At 35.4% G+C, this 18,380-nt stretch carries 8 protein-coding genes; 3 read left to right on the forward strand and 5 right to left on the reverse strand.

Annotation, left to right across the window (positions count from 1 at the left end):
* Positions 1 to 37: 37 nt before the first annotated feature.
* Positions 38 to 1,084 carry a glycosyltransferase family 4 protein gene (locus BN349_RS14755; protein ID WP_019243099.1) on the reverse strand — a complete coding sequence of 349 codons (1,047 nt, stop codon included), beginning with the start codon at positions 1,082 to 1,084 and terminating at the stop codon, positions 38 to 40.
* Between the two features lie 406 nt (positions 1,085 to 1,490).
* Here BN349_RS14755 and secA2 point away from each other — a divergent pair, with 406 nt between their 5' ends.
* The 3 genes from secA2 (at position 1,491) to BN349_RS14770 (ending at position 5,974) form a co-directional block, all read left to right on the forward strand.
* Positions 1,491 to 3,857, forward strand: coding sequence for an accessory Sec system translocase SecA2 (gene secA2 / locus BN349_RS14760; protein WP_019243100.1), 2,367 nt, complete (start codon positions 1,491 to 1,493; stop codon positions 3,855 to 3,857).
* Between the two features lie 288 nt (positions 3,858 to 4,145).
* Complete coding sequence (locus BN349_RS14765; protein WP_019243101.1) at positions 4,146 to 5,039, forward strand: accessory Sec system S-layer assembly protein; 894 nt, start codon at positions 4,146 to 4,148, stop codon at positions 5,037 to 5,039.
* A gap of 161 nt (positions 5,040 to 5,200) precedes the next feature.
* Positions 5,201 to 5,974, forward strand: a complete 774-nt coding sequence (locus BN349_RS14770) for a TerC family protein (protein ID WP_019243102.1) — start codon at positions 5,201 to 5,203, stop codon at positions 5,972 to 5,974.
* A 217-nt stretch (positions 5,975 to 6,191) separates the two neighbouring features.
* Here the strand turns inward: BN349_RS14770 and BN349_RS14775 are convergent, their stop codons facing one another.
* The 4 genes from BN349_RS14775 to BN349_RS24945 form a co-directional block, all read right to left on the reverse strand.
* Complete coding sequence (locus tag BN349_RS14775; protein WP_019243103.1) at positions 6,192 to 8,372, reverse strand: phosphodiester glycosidase family protein; 2,181 nt, start codon at positions 8,370 to 8,372, stop codon at positions 6,192 to 6,194.
* Between the two features lie 557 nt (positions 8,373 to 8,929).
* A complete protein-coding gene (locus BN349_RS14780; RefSeq protein ID WP_019243104.1) occupies positions 8,930 to 12,394 on the reverse strand; it encodes a S8 family peptidase in 3,465 nt (1,154 codons plus the stop codon).
* A 252-nt stretch (positions 12,395 to 12,646) separates the two neighbouring features.
* Positions 12,647 to 14,812: a S8 family serine peptidase gene (locus BN349_RS24940; protein WP_019243105.1), complete on the reverse strand. Its 2,166-nt coding sequence runs from the start codon at positions 14,810 to 14,812 to the stop codon at positions 12,647 to 12,649.
* 364 nt (positions 14,813 to 15,176) lie between these two features.
* On the reverse strand, positions 15,177 to 18,062 hold the full coding sequence (locus BN349_RS24945) for an S-layer homology domain-containing protein (RefSeq protein WP_019243106.1): 2,886 nt from the start codon (positions 18,060 to 18,062) through the stop codon (positions 15,177 to 15,179).
* Between the last annotated feature and the right edge of the window lie 318 nt (positions 18,063 to 18,380).

Raw genomic sequence — 18,380 nt, forward strand, 5'->3', positions numbered from 1 at the left:
AAAAAACCATCCAATTAACATTTGGATGGTTTTCTAATTACTTATCTGAGTTCTTCGCTGATATTAGTCGTAATAATGGCTTATATTCGCTGCCAACAAGACCGACTTTTTCAACGAATACTTCAATGGCTAAAATGAGTATCGCTCCGATTAGCATTGCTCCCCAAACGGTTGACATGGAGAAAATAAAAGCTGCTAATCCAAAAGATGCTGCCATTGCATAAATAATGAGCACTGTTTGACGATGTGAATATCCTAATCGTAACATACAGTGATGCAAATGTGACTTATCTGGTGCAGATAATGGTTTTTTGTTAACGATTCTTCTGATAATCGCAAAAAATGTATCAGAAATCGGAACTCCGAGGATAATAACAGGTACAATCAATGAAAGCATTGTAACGTTTTTGAATCCAAGTAATGAAAGAACAGAAATCATAAAACCAAGAAATAATGCGCCAGTGTCACCCATGAATATCTTCGCTGGGTGAAAATTGTATTTTAGGAAGCCTAATGTGCTACCAATCAATACAGCCGCTACACTTACTACAAACAAATCACCTTTTACTATCGCCATAGCAGCAATTGTAATTAAAGCGATTGTTGAAACACCAGCAGCTAGTCCATCAAGACCATCAATTAAATTAATGGCATTCGTAACACCAACAATCCAAATGATTGTTAATGGAATACTTAGCATACCCAGGTGTAACTCTCCACCGAATGGAAGGTTAATCATTTCAACTTGAACACCGTTAAGCACAACAACTAAGGCAGCTACGATTTGGCCAATGAATTTGACCTTTGCTGATAATTCAAGCATATCATCCAGGACACCGATAATGATGATGATGAACGCTCCAACGATAATTGGAACAATATGCTCACCTTCTGGTCTTAAAAAAGCAAGACCAATTAAAAAACTAATAAATATCGCTAAACCACCAAGACGTGGCATAATTTTCGTGTGAACCTTGCGTTGGTTGGGCTTATCAGTAGCTCCAATTTTCAAAGCCAACATTTTGACAAAGGGTGTTATAATCAGCGAAGCAATAAAACAAATTAACAAGGTAAGGTAAACCATGAAGTACCTCCTCAATTATTATCATAACCAAAAGCTATATATTCTAAGATGTCAATTGTAACTTTACTTTGCAGAGATTGGATAAATTCCATTTAATCAATACCCAAATTCTAATCTTTAAAACATCACTCTAGCATATTCTACTTAATTATAGTAAAACTTTCAAACTATTTTTCTAGAAATCCTACAAAAAATTTAGATATCTTTCATAATATTTGCCACAAATTTTGCTAGAATCCTTTAAAACATATGTAATTACGCGTTATTTCAACATAGAATAATTGGTAATTATTTTCCGAGGTATTATCTTCCTTCATTATAGTATTTATTTTATAATTTTGATAAGATATAAGATATTGCATATAGCTTGAAAATTCATTTAGATTATAAGGGGCATTTAACTATTATGTTATCGTTTCTGAAAACAAAATACTCAGATAATAATCAGAAAAAACTTAAAAAATACAATAAAATTGTCGAAAAAATAAACGCCTTAGAAAAGAAATATGAGGAATATACAGATCAACAATTAAAAGATATGACAGTTCATTTTAAAAATGAACTAGAAGCAGGGAAAAAAATTCAAGATATTATTCCTGATGCTTTCGCTGTAGTCCGTGAAGCTTCCAAGCGTGTAGTAGGAATGCGTCATTACGACGTTCAATTAATTGGTGGTCTTGTTCTTTGTGAAGGAAATATCTCTGAGATGGCAACTGGTGAAGGTAAAACACTTGTGGCATCCTTACCTAGTTATGTTCGAGCTTTAGAAGGTAAAGGCGTTCACGTAATTACGGTAAATGACTATTTAGCAAAGCGCGACTACGAAATGATCGGTCAAATTCATAAATTTTTAGGATTAACAGTAGGACTCAATGTACCCGAGATGCAACCAGAAGAAAAGCAGCTTTCATATAAAGCCGATATTACTTATGGTGTAGGTACAGAATTCGGTTTCGATTACCTACGAGATAATATGGTTGTTGACCCTTCTCAAAAGGTTCAAAGACCTTATCACTTTGCTATTATCGATGAAGTAGACAGTGTACTAATCGACGAAGCGAAGACACCTCTAATCATTGCAGGAAAAATGCAATCCAATGTTGATCTCCATTATATTGCAGCCCGATTAGCCAAATCCTTTAAACAAGATGAGCATTATACTTTTGATTTAGAGACAAAAGCTACTAGCTTAACAGATAAAGGAATAGAGAAGGTTGAAAAAGCTTTTGGTGTAGATAATCTATATGATTTAGAACATCAAACGCTGTATCATTACGTCATTCAAGGCGTTCGCGCACATGTTATGTTTGAACGCGATGTTGATTATATCGTTAAAGAAGGCAAAATTTTACTAGTCGATATGTTTACAGGTCGTATAATGGAAGGTCGTTCTTTAAGTGATGGCTTACACCAAGCCATTGAAGCAAAAGAAGGCTTAGAAATTACAGAAGAAAACAAAACACAAGCGTCTATTACGATTCAAAACTATTTCCGTATGTACCCTTTCCTTTCGGGAATGACAGGAACTGCAAAGACAGAAGAAAAGGAATTTAGAGAGGTATACGGTATGGAGGTCGTATCGATCCCAACGAACCGACCAAAGCAGCGTAAGGATTTAGTCGAACAGGTTTTCCAAACGACTGAGCAAAAATACGAAGCCATGCTTAAAAAGGTCATGGAATGTCACCGTAATGGACAGCCTGTCTTAATTGGTACAACGTCTATTTTACAATCTGAAAAAGTTGCCGAATATCTAGAACGTGAAAAACTACAATATGAAATATTAAATGCTAAAAGCGTTGAGCAAGAAGTCCGCCTCATTTCACTAGCAGGACAAAAAAATCAAATTACGATTGCTACAAATATGGCAGGACGTGGTACAGATATTCTTTTAGGTGATGGTGTTGCAGAGCTTGGTGGCTTATTTGTATTAGGAACAGAAAAACACGAAAGTCGCCGTGTTGATAATCAATTACGTGGACGTTCTGGTAGACAAGGCGACCCTGGAGCAAGCCAATTCTTCATTTCACTTGAAGATGATATGTTCCGTCGATTCGCTCATGAAGAAATTGAAAAGCTTACTAAAAAGTTGCAAACAAATAAGGAAGGACTTATTTCCAATAAGAACATCCATGAATTTGTCGATCGCACACAAAGAATTGTTGAAGGCGCCAACTACTCAATGCGTGAATACAATTTAAAGCTTGATGATGTTATTAATGAACAACGTAACATCATTTATACTTTGCGCAACAGAATAATCGCAAGAGAAGATTTAACGGAGCTTGGTTCACAAATGGTTTCTCGCGCCGTGAAAAGTACAATTGAAAAGGCATGTAATGAAGTTGTCGTTGTAGAGGAATGGCCAATCGCTAATCTACAAGCTGAATTAAGCAGTATCATTTTAAATTCGAATATAGACCTTACTGACAAGGTTAATACTCAGCAAGATGTTTTTGACCTTGTTGAGGAGGCTTTAGAAGCTTATAAGGCATTCATTAAAGAAGAAAGAGACCCTGAAGAACAACAAAGTATCACAGAGTCTTTAAAATACGCCATGATTCGTGTAATTGACTACGAGTGGATCATGCACCTTGAGCATATGACTCGCTTAAAAGAAGGTATTGGACTTCGTCATTATCAGCAGGAAGATCCAATGCGTATTTATCAAAATGAAGGCTTAGAGCTATTTACTCTATCTTACAATAAAATAGCCAAGGCCATTTCATTAGAAACAGCACATATCTTAGGCATGTTTATTGAGCACGAATAGAACAGCAACCATTACTGTTGAGGTCAATTTACAGAGGTTAACTCAAAAGGTCATTTTATTTCATATTGATTCAAAATGACATACTTTCTCCTTGTAAAAGAAGCGAACATAAAACACAGTATAAAGCACGATACATCAGCTTTTATAAAAAAGTAAGAGTACACATAAACATAGCATACTTTTTTAAAAATATTACACTATGAAGTGTAAAGGCGTCTAAAAAGGGCTTTTCAATCCCTTTTTAGACAGCCTCTACCTTGTTTCTCAATTAATTAAGGAGTGAAAAATATGCTTTCCTTTTTCCGTAAAAATGGAGCAAATGTAAAAAAAGAAGGTAAAGACAGCACCATTTCTTCAAATGAGATTTTAAATGAAAGCGAAGAACAAGTGAATGACGAGGCGACAGTTGAAACAGAATTGTCACTACATCCTACATGGACTATGTCAACAGAGCAAAACTATGTATATCGTTTTCTAAATAATGAATTAGAGCCACTTAAGCCTAATCAAATTTCTTTATCAGGCATTGAGCTTCATGAAGATGGAGATAACTTAGTTGCCATTGCCTTTGTTCGTAATAGTGTCAATAAACCCATTACCTTTAATAACACGACATTATTGTTATTAGACCAAGATAAACAATTAATTGCTCGTCATGAATTTAACCTTGAAGAGCTTGGTGAACTACCAGCAAACAGCAGTAGACCTTGGCAATTCCTATTTCCTAAAGAAACGATTGTTAAAAGAGATTTCCTCAAATCTGATTGGACATTAGCTTTTGAAATTAAACCTAAGCATTCATTAGATTTAGAAGAATCATGGAATTCAAGCTTAAGTGCCGAAGGAAAAGAACAACTGCAACGAATTGTTGATGGATTAACTCCTCCAAAAGAAGGAGAAGTAAATTTCATGGGTCTTCAAGCTTCTAAAAAAGAAAACGGAGACTTACATATTACTGTTTTAATTCGTAATGGTAGCTTAAACAATATTAACATTCAGCAGCTTCCACTACAGGTCTTCGATGCTCAAGATGAACTAGTGGCTAAAGGTGGGTTCCAACTCAACGACCTAGAAGTTAAAGGAAACACAACAAAGCCATGGACGTTTATCTTCCCTGCTTCTTTAGTTCTAAAAGCTGAACCAGATTTATCTCGATGGAAAGTAGCTGCTATTGAAGGGTAACGAATCGTCAACAGATCTATTCGATTGAATAGGTCTGTTTTTTATCCCTTCAAAACGGCTAAAGAAAATACTAGCCATTAAAGATTTACTTCTACTATAGGCTCATTACTGGTTGTATAGACGAATGAGGTCTATACTATTTATTCAAGGAGGTATGGATTTTGTTACATGATATATTAGCTACTTACGCTTCCCTTTTAGATTTTCATATGTGGGCAGAGGTATTATCAAAGCCAAGCTCGTGGGGACTCATTCTCTCACTAGCCATTCTAGAATGTTTATTATCAGCTGATAATGCTTTAGTGCTTTCAGCCTTCGTACAACGCTTACCGAAGCATCAGCAAAAGAAAGCTCTTGTTTACGGATTATGGGGCGCCTATCTATTCCGTTTTATCTTAATCGGCTTAGGAACCTATTTAATCCATTTATGGTTTATCAAACTATTAGGAGCTCTATATTTACTATGGTTGTCTATTAAATTCTTTAAAGATAAATATTTTTCTAGAGAAAGTGAAGTTAAACCATCTGAAGTCGTTCATCATGGTAAACAAAGCTTTTTAGTTCGAATATTCGGGATGTTTTGGGCTACTATTATTAGTATTGAACTAATGGATTTAAGCTTTTCTGTAGATAGCATACTAGCTTCCCTAGCTGTATCAGAAGAAGTTTGGATTGTTATGCTAGGTGGTATGATTGGGATACTCATGATGCGCGGTATTGCAACCGTATTTATTCAGTTAATGAATAAAGTACCTGAATTAGAAACAACAGCTTATATTTTAATTCTCTTTATTGGTACTAAAATGGGATTGACCATTATCGATATACATATCCCAAATAGCATATTCTTTACTATTATGATTGCTGCCTTTGTTGCGACCTTTGTCGTTCACCATTTTAGAAAAAAAGCTTTGCTGAAAAAAAGAATGCATTAAGCAAAAAGAGAATTCATCCGAAAGTATTATTTCTTTCCGGTGAATTCTCTTTTTCGTTTTGATTTCATTCTCTCCGTTTTTGCGTTGGTTTTATTATAAAATGCGTCTAAACGTGCTGTATTTGCATCTATTTTTTATAGTATGAGTTCATTCTCATATTTCTTGCGCCTAAACTAAAAAACAGGGGAGCCTAACCTTTTAGACTCCCTTTTCGATCTTATTTGTAATTTGCTCGCAATGCGTCTAAATAAATCGCACCTTTGTTTTTGTTGGTGCTTTTTGCTTCCGTTACATAAATGCTTTCTACAGAAACTGGATAAGCTACTCCTGCTGGAATTTTAGCCGTAAGTTGCTTCCATTGTCCTCTCCAATTCAACTTTCCTTCTTGTGTAAAATCAATCGTATAAACTTTACCGTTCTTATCTTTGACTTTGCCTCTTAACCAATGGTTTTTAGCGTCAGCCCATACCCAAAGAGACAATGATGTTGGTTTGGAAGGAATCTGCATTTTAGATACAGGTGACATGTAGGAAGCCGAAACTGATGCTGTTTTGTAGCCTGTGAAGTCATAGCTTAATCCTAAATATCCTTTTCCTTCTTTAGTTGATTTACCACTTTTTTGAAGAATAGCTGTCTTTGCTTTCGCACTAGAAGCTTTCCATTGTTTACTTACATCTAAAGATGAAAGAATTAATGGTTTATCGCTAACGGTTACAGGAATAGTCAGCTTCTTACCATTTAATGTAGCAATAATGCTACCTTTCGCCTCTGCTTGTCCAGATGTAAAGGTGCCATCCGCTTTGATATTTCCAATATTGCCAGAAACGCTCCATTTTACTTGATTACTATTAAACACTAAATTTTTTCCTGCTTTATCGAAAGCAGAGATGCTGATTTTATCAGATTTTCCCTTACCGATATAAATACTAGATACATTGCTCGTTAGCTTAGTAGGCTGCGCCACAACTGTAACGGGTACTTTAGTCACTGCCGTACCTGCTTTAACAACAACAGAGCCTGTTCCTGCTTTTTCAGCGATAAATTTTGATTGATTTAAACGTCCAATGTTACCTTCAACCGTATAGGTAGCTGGATTACTAGCCACACCTAAAACATTATTATAAGAATCGAGAGCAGATGTTACGTTGTATGTTGCGTCAGCTCCAACTAATAAATTCGTTTTACCACTTTGATTAACTGTTATTTTAGCTGGTTGGCCATATGGAGCTGTGCTAATGACTTCCATGATAGCTGATACCGCTCGTTGACTTCCACCTGATGGTAAATTTACTAAGGAAGCATAGCGGTTGCCAGGAATTCTAGCAGCCATAGTGGTTGAGCCGCCTCCGTCTAAATTAATGGCTTTGTAAGCTCCCATTTTCACTAATTGGCTAGCTAGCTCATTGAGAGTCAAACCTTCACTTTTTCCTTTTTTACCAGAATCAATGGTTACCATAAATACTTTCTTACCTGTTGTATCAATTGCAATGGCTGTTCTTGCTGTTCGTAAAGCAGCTGTAGAATGGACGATATTTGTGTTCACTTTCCCGTCATCTACTAACAGTGGACCACTTGCAAGGATGCTATTTGCACCTTTCCACTCTTCGTTAATATTCAGTTCTATTGAGACGTCATCACCAATAGCCATGGCTTTTAAATCTTCCATTTTGGTACCAGTAGCAGATAAGACAAAGCCATCATTAGGTATTTTACTACTTGTGCCTTGTCCATAAGGTCTGATGGCTGTTACCTTACCCGTTAGCTTCTCACCGAATGAAGTTTGTTGATCGATGCTTTTAGGTAAGCCAGAGACAACCACTTCATATCCCGCATTATTTGCTCGAGTATCACTATATCGAAAGCTCGATGTATAAAGAATACTTGAATTATTCGTTCTACTTCTATTATAGCTAGAAATTTTTATCGGCTGACCATTATGCGTAGCGACGATATCAATGGTATAAGGAGCAATTTGAGCAGTTTTTTCACTATTAATTCCAAAACTAGCTTCTACACCAGCAGCACTTCCTAAATATATGATTCTATCATTTTTGGATAGTAAAAAGGCCGGCTTACCACTATCCATATGGAAAAAGGATGCATTGACTGCTCCAACTACATGGTTTTTCTCCATTGTGTGCATTTTGGCAAGCTCCGTCACAACGGTTCTTTTCTCAAGTGGATCAGATGTGCCGAAATCTACTAATGTATACGGATCATTTAAATCGACCTGTAACGTATTCACGAACTGATTTCGTTTGGAAATCACCTGTTGGTCCGATTGCCATTCAACCCCTGGTGTAATCGAGACAGATTTGGCATACCCTGCCGTTTCTCCAACAACAAGTATGGCACTGAGACTGAGTAACATAGCAGCTGTCATTTTTTTAATATTCAAAACTCTACAACCCTTCTAAAAATTAGTCATTTTCAGTATATCATTCTGAAAGATAAAACCAAGGCCTAGCTCTATTACCCCTCTAGTAATCTAGATATAAATTACTATTTTAAAATAAAGTTCGCAGAAATCCCAATCAAAAAAGACCAAGGATTTAGTCGATTTTTACCCAAAAATATTATTCGTATAAAACAAAACAAACAAAAAAGATACCTGCTACGGAGCAGATATCTTTTTTGCCTTCGACCAACCTTGACCTACGTTTATCGTATTACAAAACGGAAATGGTGTTACACTAAATATTTTATCACATACCAAGGTTATTACAAGAGTATTATGAAAATATTTCTTTTGTTGGTTATTTATATTAAATTACCTTTTATATACCATTTCAAACATAAAATTTCATAGTTTCTCTTAAATCTATTACTTGTTAACATAGTGAAAAAGCTGACTCTGAATACGTTTAAATACGTTTAGAGTCAGCTCTTTCTTCAAACTAGGAAACCTGCTTCAGGATGCGCGCTTTCTGCGGGGCAAGGCACTTCCACTTTTCTTTACTTCATATTCACTTTCAATGTGTATGCTGATACGCTTGATGTGCCGTAGTAGTCGCTTACTTTGACTTGGTATTTTCCTTTTTTCAGAGTAAGCTGTAGCTCTTCTGTATCACCCATTAAATAGGAGTCTGATTGTTTAACCAGTTTGCCATTTTGATAGATACTGATAACACCGTCGTTAACTTTATCTGTTTCTAATTTAATAGTACCTATAGAATTTTTCGCTAATTCGAATTGATACCAATCTACATCTCCACCAGTTATGCCAGCGTTAAAGTAACCTCTACCAACGAATTCACCTTTTGATTTCTTCATTAGAATTGGTTTAGCTTGGCTTGATATTTCATCTTTCTTATTCATATTCACTACTTTTAATGTATAAGGTAGTAACGAGAATGATTCGTAGCCAGGGAAGCTAGGTTCAACAACAATAAAGTATCCTTTATTTTTTTGTGCTTTAAATGAAACAGATATTTGCTCAAAGAAGCCTCTAATTGGTGATGTGACCATTGTATCCTTGTCTAGATCTAATTTCCCATTACCATTTGTATCTTCTATAACCGTTGCTAAAGCATGATATTGACTAATCATTTCACTTGGATATTTCTTTTTCTGAGCTGCATTTGCTTCAGCTACTCCTGTTGTTACAGACTTAATTCCTGTTTCTGTTGATTTAAAATAGTAGGCATCTATATCACCAGGCATTGCTAGGTTTGCATTAAAGCTTGTAGATGGTAGCTTCACTACATTTTTCAAATCACTTGGTTCATATTTATCTTCTGGATTAGAAATTAATTTTTTTGAACTTAACTCATAAGGATCAAAAGAAATCGAACTTCCACCTGAGTAAGTATTCGGTGATACTTGAACAACATACTTCTTGCCTTTTTTCAATCCTGCTACGAATTTGTCTTTCATGACAGGATCCCAGCCGCTCCAATCGACATTTTCACTTAGACTATTCAAGTATGAATAAGGAGCTCCATCCTCATCCTTATCTTCCACTACCTCTTGAACAGATACTTGTGGAATAACACCTTCACTATTTTTGATACCAAATTCATAGATAGCTGTTTCTTGTGGTTCAACTAAGAAAAAGTCTAAATCCATATCATTTTGAATATAGCCTAATGCTTTATCGCCAATAGAGTATGGAAGAGCACTTTCTACGATTTGATTCGTAATTCTAGTTTGTTCTTCTACATAAGGATCGTCACTTGCTATTTTAACGCCTTTGTTTAAAGACATTAAAATATTGTCACTTTCTTCAGATGAATCTCCGAAAATACCTTGGTTAAGTCCATCTTCGTCATCAGGTAAAGTCTTTCCTTCAACACTTAAAGAATATGGAAGTAAAGACGATGGTTTTTCTTTCGATTGCAATTCACCTAATCCCATTAACAAGCTAAAGAAATCTACATAATCATAGGCATCTCCAGCAATTTTAATGATATATTCTTGACCTGGTTCGGTAGTGAATGCTAACGTTTCACCCTTACCTGATCCATTATTATTTGCATTAAAATCTGGTCCAGCTTGTTCTTTTCCTTCAAGCAGCTCTTTTAGCATTGCTAGCTTTTGTTCAGCTGTCATAGGCTCTGAATCTTCTGGAATAAGATTACTAGACTGATAAACACTAATTTCTGTATTTAAGCCTGGAATACCAGATAAAGCAATTTTCACTAGCTGTTCTTCTGTAGCCTTAAATGTAAAGTAATCATAATCACCATTTTCTCCTGCTAATGTAAATGGAGCTGGGAGTTTATATGGTAATTTAGGTATAGAAGTCATTTTTTCCACACTGGATTCATCTTTCGGTAGCTCTGATACCTTTTCTACCGTTAGCTTATACTTAGAAGCCTTTTTGCTAGAATCGTCAAAGCTTCCATTTACATCTTTTACACCAATAACTAGAGTAGCATCAAATGGAGCAGTGACCATTTCCGCTTCCACACTTCCATCTTGTGTGCGATTCACATCAAACGATTCTGTTTTATTATCCGCTCCGTAGAAGTGACCGATTATTTTGTAATCATATTGCTTCGCACCCTCTAAAAGCGTTTGAATATGGTCTCCTTTTTTCACCTGCAATTGAATCCATTTTTGCTCATAAGCCTTCGTAATCGCTTCTTCTTTCACTACTTTATCTGTTTTAATTTGTTCTGCCTTCGCTAATATTTCTTTTTTCGTCCATTCTTGTTTTACATAGGATGGTAAGTTCTTCATATTGAACGATAATGCTTTTGCTGGGTTAATTAGCCCATTCGCAAATTTTGTATCAAAACCAGCTGGCCCTAAATCATCGGCTGATTTTTCTAAAATATATTCTACTTGAGCAGGTGTTAAATTTGGATATTTTGTTAGCAACAAAGATGCTACAGCTGCTACTACTGGAGAAGCCATCGATGTACCACTTAGGTTGTAATATGTAGATTTTTTCTCCGTATCGTATAGAGTACTGTATACCTCTTCACCTGGTGCTACCACATCTACAGAAGGACCATAATTAGAATAGTCAGATAACTTTCTATCTTTATTAATAGAACCTACACTAATAACTCCTTCATATCCTGCTGGTGTACTTACCATATCCCAGCTTTCATTACCCGATGCCGCAACTACAACAACTCCCTTTTTGATAGCTGTTTTTACCGCATCTTCTAATACAGGTGATGTTCCATATCCACCTAAACTCATATTGATGACTTTTGCACCTTTATTTACAGCATATAGAATTCCTTCTGCTATACTTGCATCGCTTGCTCCGAATCCACCATCAAAAACATCGATTGGTAGTATCTTTACATTCGGGCTGATTCCATATCCACCGACACCATTGCCTTTTTCGGCAGCAATAATCCCGGAAACATGCGTTCCATGATGCATTGCTAAAGGTTGGTTTGCTGGATTGGCCGCATTATAGCCTGGAAGCAAATTCTTTTTCAAATCAGGATGCTTTGCATCTACTCCCGTATCAATGACTGCAACGGTTACTTTGTTTTTTCCAGCCAGCTTCAATACTTTTTCTGTTTGTAGCATGGTGTGCTGATACTGTAAATTTGCTTTTGGATCACCTAGTGAGCTTGTTGTAAACAGAGCGCTAGGACTTACCGAAACTACCTTCGTCAGCTTTTGATACTTCTTCATAACTTGCGCTAAATTCTTTTTGTTTTTTACTTTAATCTCTGCATAATTCAAGTTAGAAACCTGACGGACTAATGTTCCGCCTGCGACATTGTGCTCTGCTGCTGTAAGTGGCTTACTGAATTTGATGATGAAGGAATCTTCGCTCACCAAAACTTTCTTTTGCGATTCAGTAGTCTTTGTCTTCAAAAAAGACGAAGTATCAAATCGCTCAATTCCTGATGAAGCTTTTGCAAAAGTAGCTGCTGGACTAGCTGTAGACGCAAGTAAAATAGAACTTAATCCCAAAGCAGCAATTGCTTTCATACCTTTTTTCATACTTTTCCCCCTTTTACCTATTTTTTCATTAAATACAATCTACCTTATGCTCTATCTATCGAATACTTACCTTCCTTAAATGGTTTAGAAAACCCATTTGTTGAAAACTATGGAAAATAGTATCCATATATATAACGTGTGAAGGATGTAATAAGTTTCAAATAATTCTATCTTTTTCTTAGTCTGCCAATAAAAAAATCCGAAATCTAATGATAAGATAACGGATTCTTTTATTCTTATAGATACATTTCTTTATGATATTTGAAGTGCATTTCTAACGGTTCTTGAATTTCCCGCTAAGTCTTTAGCTATTAACTCAAGCTGATACATACCTGGGGGAACATCCATTACACTTTCCCAATGATTGCTTTGATTACCAGTTGAATAGAATTGATTCTCTGATAATTCTTTTACCACTTTTCCTGTTGGAGATAAAATCTGAGCCGTTACTAGAGCATCTTCATTAAGAGTAAATGCAATGGTTCTATGTTCTTTAACTTCACTATTAGAGATTAATGACATCGTTCCGATTTTAATGATCGGGGCTGTTTCATCTATATACACATTCACAAATGATGTTGTCCTTTTCTTCTTATTATCTATGGTTGTAAATACGAGCTTATAAGTTCCTGCACTTACTTTTTTCCCTTTTTGATTTTTTCCATCCCAACCAATCGTACGACTTCCCTTTGAAATACTAGCATTATTCCAAAGAACCTTGACTGAACGTTGTTTCGAATCTACTAGCTTAGCTGTTACTTTGACATTCTCATTAATACTTAGTGGTACTTGCATTTTCTCTTGAACAGATGGTGAATAGTACGTTTTATTCGGAGCAACTAGTATTTTGCCAAATGAATTTTGAACGTTTACTTCTTTTTTGATTTCCTCCAACTGATTATTTAGCGTCATTTGAATTGATAGAACATATTTACCGTCTATCACATATGCTCCATAATCAGACTTGCCGTCCCAGCTTAAGTTAAGCTTGCCTCCATTCCACTTTCTTTCAGAAAATAGCTTTTTAACTGTATTTCCTTTAGCATCTTCTATTCCAACGGAAACGACTGTTTTGGCTGGAACCGGAATGGAGAGATTCATTTTATTATTTTTATAAATGACGAAGCTATTTGGCATGGTTAGACTTGGAGAATAGTCTCTAGCCATTTGCAAGGCTTGGTTTGCCTGTACTCTGCCAGCTCCGAAGTAGGAATCCCAACCCGAGCTCCCCAGATCAAGAGCGGTCTTTTTTAGAATGGTCTCCACTTCTTTTCCCGTTAGAAATGGATTTTCAGCTAGTATAAGACCTGCAATTCCAGCCACAATTGGTGACGCCATTGAGGTTCCATCCATGTATTGATATTGACTCTTAATAGATGTAGAAAAGATGCCTTTACCAGGTGCAGCTACATCAATATACGAACCGTAATTTGAAAAGGATGTTATTTGATCATTACTGTCAGTTGCGCTAACAGCTATGACATTGTTGTATGAAGCTGGGTAAGTAGGTTGATTACTATGCTTATTACCAGCCGCCGCAATAATGGTAATCCCTTTGGAAGCTGCATATTGAATCGCAGCCTCAATGGCTTTACTTTCAACCTCTAAACCTAAACTGAGGTTAATAATATTCGCTCCATGATTTGCCGCGTATTCAATCCCTTCTGCTACAATAAAGGAATTCGACTTACCACTTTGAAACACATTAATCGGCATAATTTTTGTATGAGGAGCTACACCGATAGTGCCAAAATTATTAATAGCTGCAGAAATGATTCCTGCGACATGAGTACCATGAATGTCATTCTCATAGCTCTTATTCGGACTTACCATATTTATTGGAGAAACGATACGCTCTTTCAAATCCGGATGATCCTGCTGTACTCCTCCATCCACAACAGCTACAATCACATCGGATGAGCCTTTCGTCGTATCCCAAGCTTTTGGGGCACCAATTGTATTGAGGTGCCATTGTCGTTTGTATTCCGAATCACTCGGAACAAATTGCTTATGTATTTGTAAATTGGGTTCAACATATTCAATATCTTGAGAGGCTGATAGCTTTTCAGCTATGCTTCGTAAATTTCCCTCTTTCGGAATTTGCACTAACATATACTGATCTTCCAATAAAGAGGATACATCCTCTAGCTTAAATTGCTGCAGTAACGTACTTTTTACTGAAGTTGGTGTATCATCCTTAAATTTTAAAACAAGCTCTTGTTTGACAAAATTCTTCGGTTGATCAAAAAGTTCTTCTATATTCTCTTGAGTGGCATCCTGGTCTACTTTATTTTCTTGTAAATCACGTTGTTCAAACGATGGACTGCTTCCTTTATCAATACTTTGTCCATAAGCGACATTACTTGATAATGATGCTACAACAAGTAATGAGACTAAGGATATAGCGAACTTTTTCATATCCAACCCCCATTTGTCCTATTATAATAATAAAAATCTTCCTATCGTTCTATTTATCCTATGACTATAGTTATATCTTTTATTTCGGACATAATTGGAAGATTTTAATAGAATAGGTAGATTTATATGAGTTTGTAATTGGATTTTGACAAGAATTTAAAATCTTTTCTCCCATGCTATTCTTGAATCTAGTTAGTACAAGTAATTTATTCACTTTAATAGTCCATTATATATACTGATTTATAATATTCATTCAAAAAAACCCACCTACTTTAGTAGGTGGGTTTTTCATAGAAAATTTATTCCTATGAATATTCGATGTTTATAAATTATTCAACCGAATAATTTCTGCCTAATTTTTAAACTACTTAACTGTCACTTCTAAAGTAGCAGCTGCATTAGCAGTTGAAGTGAATACCAAACGGAATGAAGCAGCATTTTGCGCTACAGTTTTAGTGTTATCAGCTAAAGTAGATAAGTCGATAGCACCTGTAGAATCTGTTACTACTGGAGCATCATTTTTACTAGCATCTGTGAAGTTAACTTTATTAGTCATTTTCACAACAATGTTATCATAATCTTTACCTGCAACACTATTAGCTAATACTTTTTCACCAAATTGGTCTTCAACAATTACGTAACCAGTAGCAGCAGCTACATCAGCGAAAGCGTCAGCGTTAATCGGTTCTAGAGCTTTAGCAGTTGTATCAACTAAAGTTTTATCCATTAATAATACTTTTTCAGCACGTAAGTCATCTTTAGAAACAGTTACGTCTGTAGTTAATGTTTGAATACCTTCTTTTGTATTGTAAACAACAGTGATTTTTGCTTTTAGGTCAGCAGTGATGTCAGCTGCATCAGCATACACTTTGTTTCGATCAAATTTAACTTTAGCATCGCTAGAAGTGATACTTACGATATCATCTGCAGGAACAGCGTAATCTTTACCACTTGCATCTGTAGCTTTTACGATCACATCTTCAGTGTGTGAACTAGCAGTACCTTCTTTGTATAAAGTAGGGATTGCTTCGATAGCATAAGTCATTCCTGTAGAAGTGTTTTCTACTACGTTTACAGGGATTTCAACAGCATCAATAACTTTTGAAGTTGTTGTATCAACGAATTTTGCAACAACAGTAGCAGAACCAGCTTTTACTGCGCTAACTTCTACAGATGCATTAGTTTCATCAGTAGAATCTGCAGATAATGATACATTAGTATTGTTAGTTTCCTTAATACTATATTTAACTTCAAGGTCACCATTTGGCGTAGTTAATTTGTTGTCATAGTTATCTAAAGTATCAAACTTAATAGTTGTAGTTGCTCCAACAATTAAGTTTGTTTTGTGTTTGCTATCAGCAGATACTTTAATTTTGTTTGGTGCAACTGTTTCACCAACTTTTACATTTAAAACAGTTGTTTTACCTGTAGCATTGACTGTGAAAGTGATTGTAGCTGTATCTCCGACTTTTGCAGCACTCGCAGGAGTCACAGTTAATTTAGTTCCATCACTATTAATTGCAGCAGTAGCAACAGATTTATTTGAAGAATAGATAGTAAATTCGTTGTTACTGTCAGCCGTTTTAACTTGAGTGCCTGTAAGAGCATTACCATAAATATCGGAAACAGTTAGTTTAACATCCGCAGTTCCGCCTTTTGCTACATCAACAGAACCTGTTTCAAATGCAACAGTGTTTGGTTTTCCACCAGCAATTTGAACATCTAATGCGATAGTTGTAGTATCACCAGTTACTGTGTTTACAAGATATAAATTAACCTTTCCTTCTTTACCGAAAGATGCAATGTTTAGTTTTTGTTTAGTTGCATCTTTAGGATCTTGAATTACGGTTACGTCAGATGGATTTAAAATACTATTATCAGAAGATACGATATTAATATTTTTAGTACCACCAGTAGCAACTAAATTTAGTGCATTTCCATATTGATCCACACCAGCGACAGGAACAGTAACATTAGTTAAGTCTGAAGTTAATACAGTTTTACCTGTAGGTAACTCAACTGCACCTGTAGTAATTGTGGCTAATTGAGCACCCGCTACCACTTTTAAAGAAGCTGTCGTTTTTAAACCTGTTTTTTTATGAAGGAATGTTACTTTCACTTCATCATCTGCTTTGAAAGCAGCATTTGTTGTTCCCCAATCACTTGTTGTATCTATATAAAAATATTTATCTGTAGTATCAAAATCAACAGTTACTGTTTTAGCTTGAGTTGCATTTGTAGCCACTACTTCGAAATCAGCAGAAGCCAAATCGATTTTTTCACCATATTGATCTTTTAATTCAAGACCTACTTTAGCTTTAGCAGTGTTACCTAATAATTTATCATTAGCAACAGCTAAAGTTGTTGGAGTTTGTGCTTTAATTTCTAAAGTTTTTACAACTGTTTCTTTTAAACCTTTAACAGTTACAGTATAAGTTCCTTCTTCAAAAGCATAACCGTTTGTTCTTACAACTTTTGCAACTTTACCTTCAACTGAATCGATTTTTGTTGTTACTGAAAAATCACCTTTTTTTACTTCGATAGCAAGATCTTTTTTCTCATCTGCAGTAAGTTCTTTTGTAAAATTAACTGCAATTGTTTTTGCATTAGTAGCACTTACACTTTCAACGTCAGTTACTGCTGGAGTTTTAGCAGCATCTGCTTTAAATAAGAAGATTGCATATTCTCCACGAGTTGCATTTAAATCTGTTCCGAAAGTAGTTGTTGTTTTACCAGAAGTTACTTTGTTTTCTACAAGTGCTGATACAGCATCTACGTAGTTTTTGTTAACGTCTTTAAAATCAACTGATCCTGAACCTTTAAGTTCAAATCCTTTTTGAATCCAAACAGCTAGTTCTCCACGAGTGATGTTGCTGTATGAATCTAAAGTTGTTGATGTTTTACCACTAGTAATACCTGCCGCTTTAATAGCATTAACAGCTTTTACTGCACGTTTTGGTACATCTGTGAAGCCTGAATCTGGTGCGTTATCCATATCAAGTTCAAGAACAGTTGCAAGCATAACTGCAGCATCAACACGAGTAATGTTGTTTGTAGTTCCAAAAGTAGTATCAGAAGTACCATTGATTCCTTTTGATACTAGGAAATCTACCGCTTCCTTATAATTAGTAGAAACGTCTGTGAAATTCTTTTCAGCAGCTGATGCTAATGGTGCAACAGCAGATGCAACTAGAGTTGCTGTAGCAGCAGTTGCTACAAACTTACGATACGACTTTGGTTGGTATGCCATAGAAATAATTCCTCCGTTTTATTAAAAGATTTTCTATCGAAATAGTGATAGAGTGTAAATCAAACCTAATAATCTTTTATTATTCTAAGATATTATTAATAGAGAAACAAAAGACTATTAACATTTATTTAAATTATCAAAATCGATACACCTTTTCTATTTCCCGAAATAATAAGAAATAAACAAATGTATCGAATTTTCATATGTACAAAACCATTATACATACTACTCATACATTTTAAAACATTATAAGTAAATATATTAATAGAATAATTGTTAATTTTTTATGAATGTAATTTTTTAGTTAATTTAGATTTT

Origin of the sequence: Bacillus sp. AP8, from assembly GCF_000321185.1 — a bacterium.
Classification (GTDB): Bacteria; Bacillota; Bacilli; order Bacillales; family DSM-1321; genus Bacillus_AD; species Bacillus_AD massilioanorexius.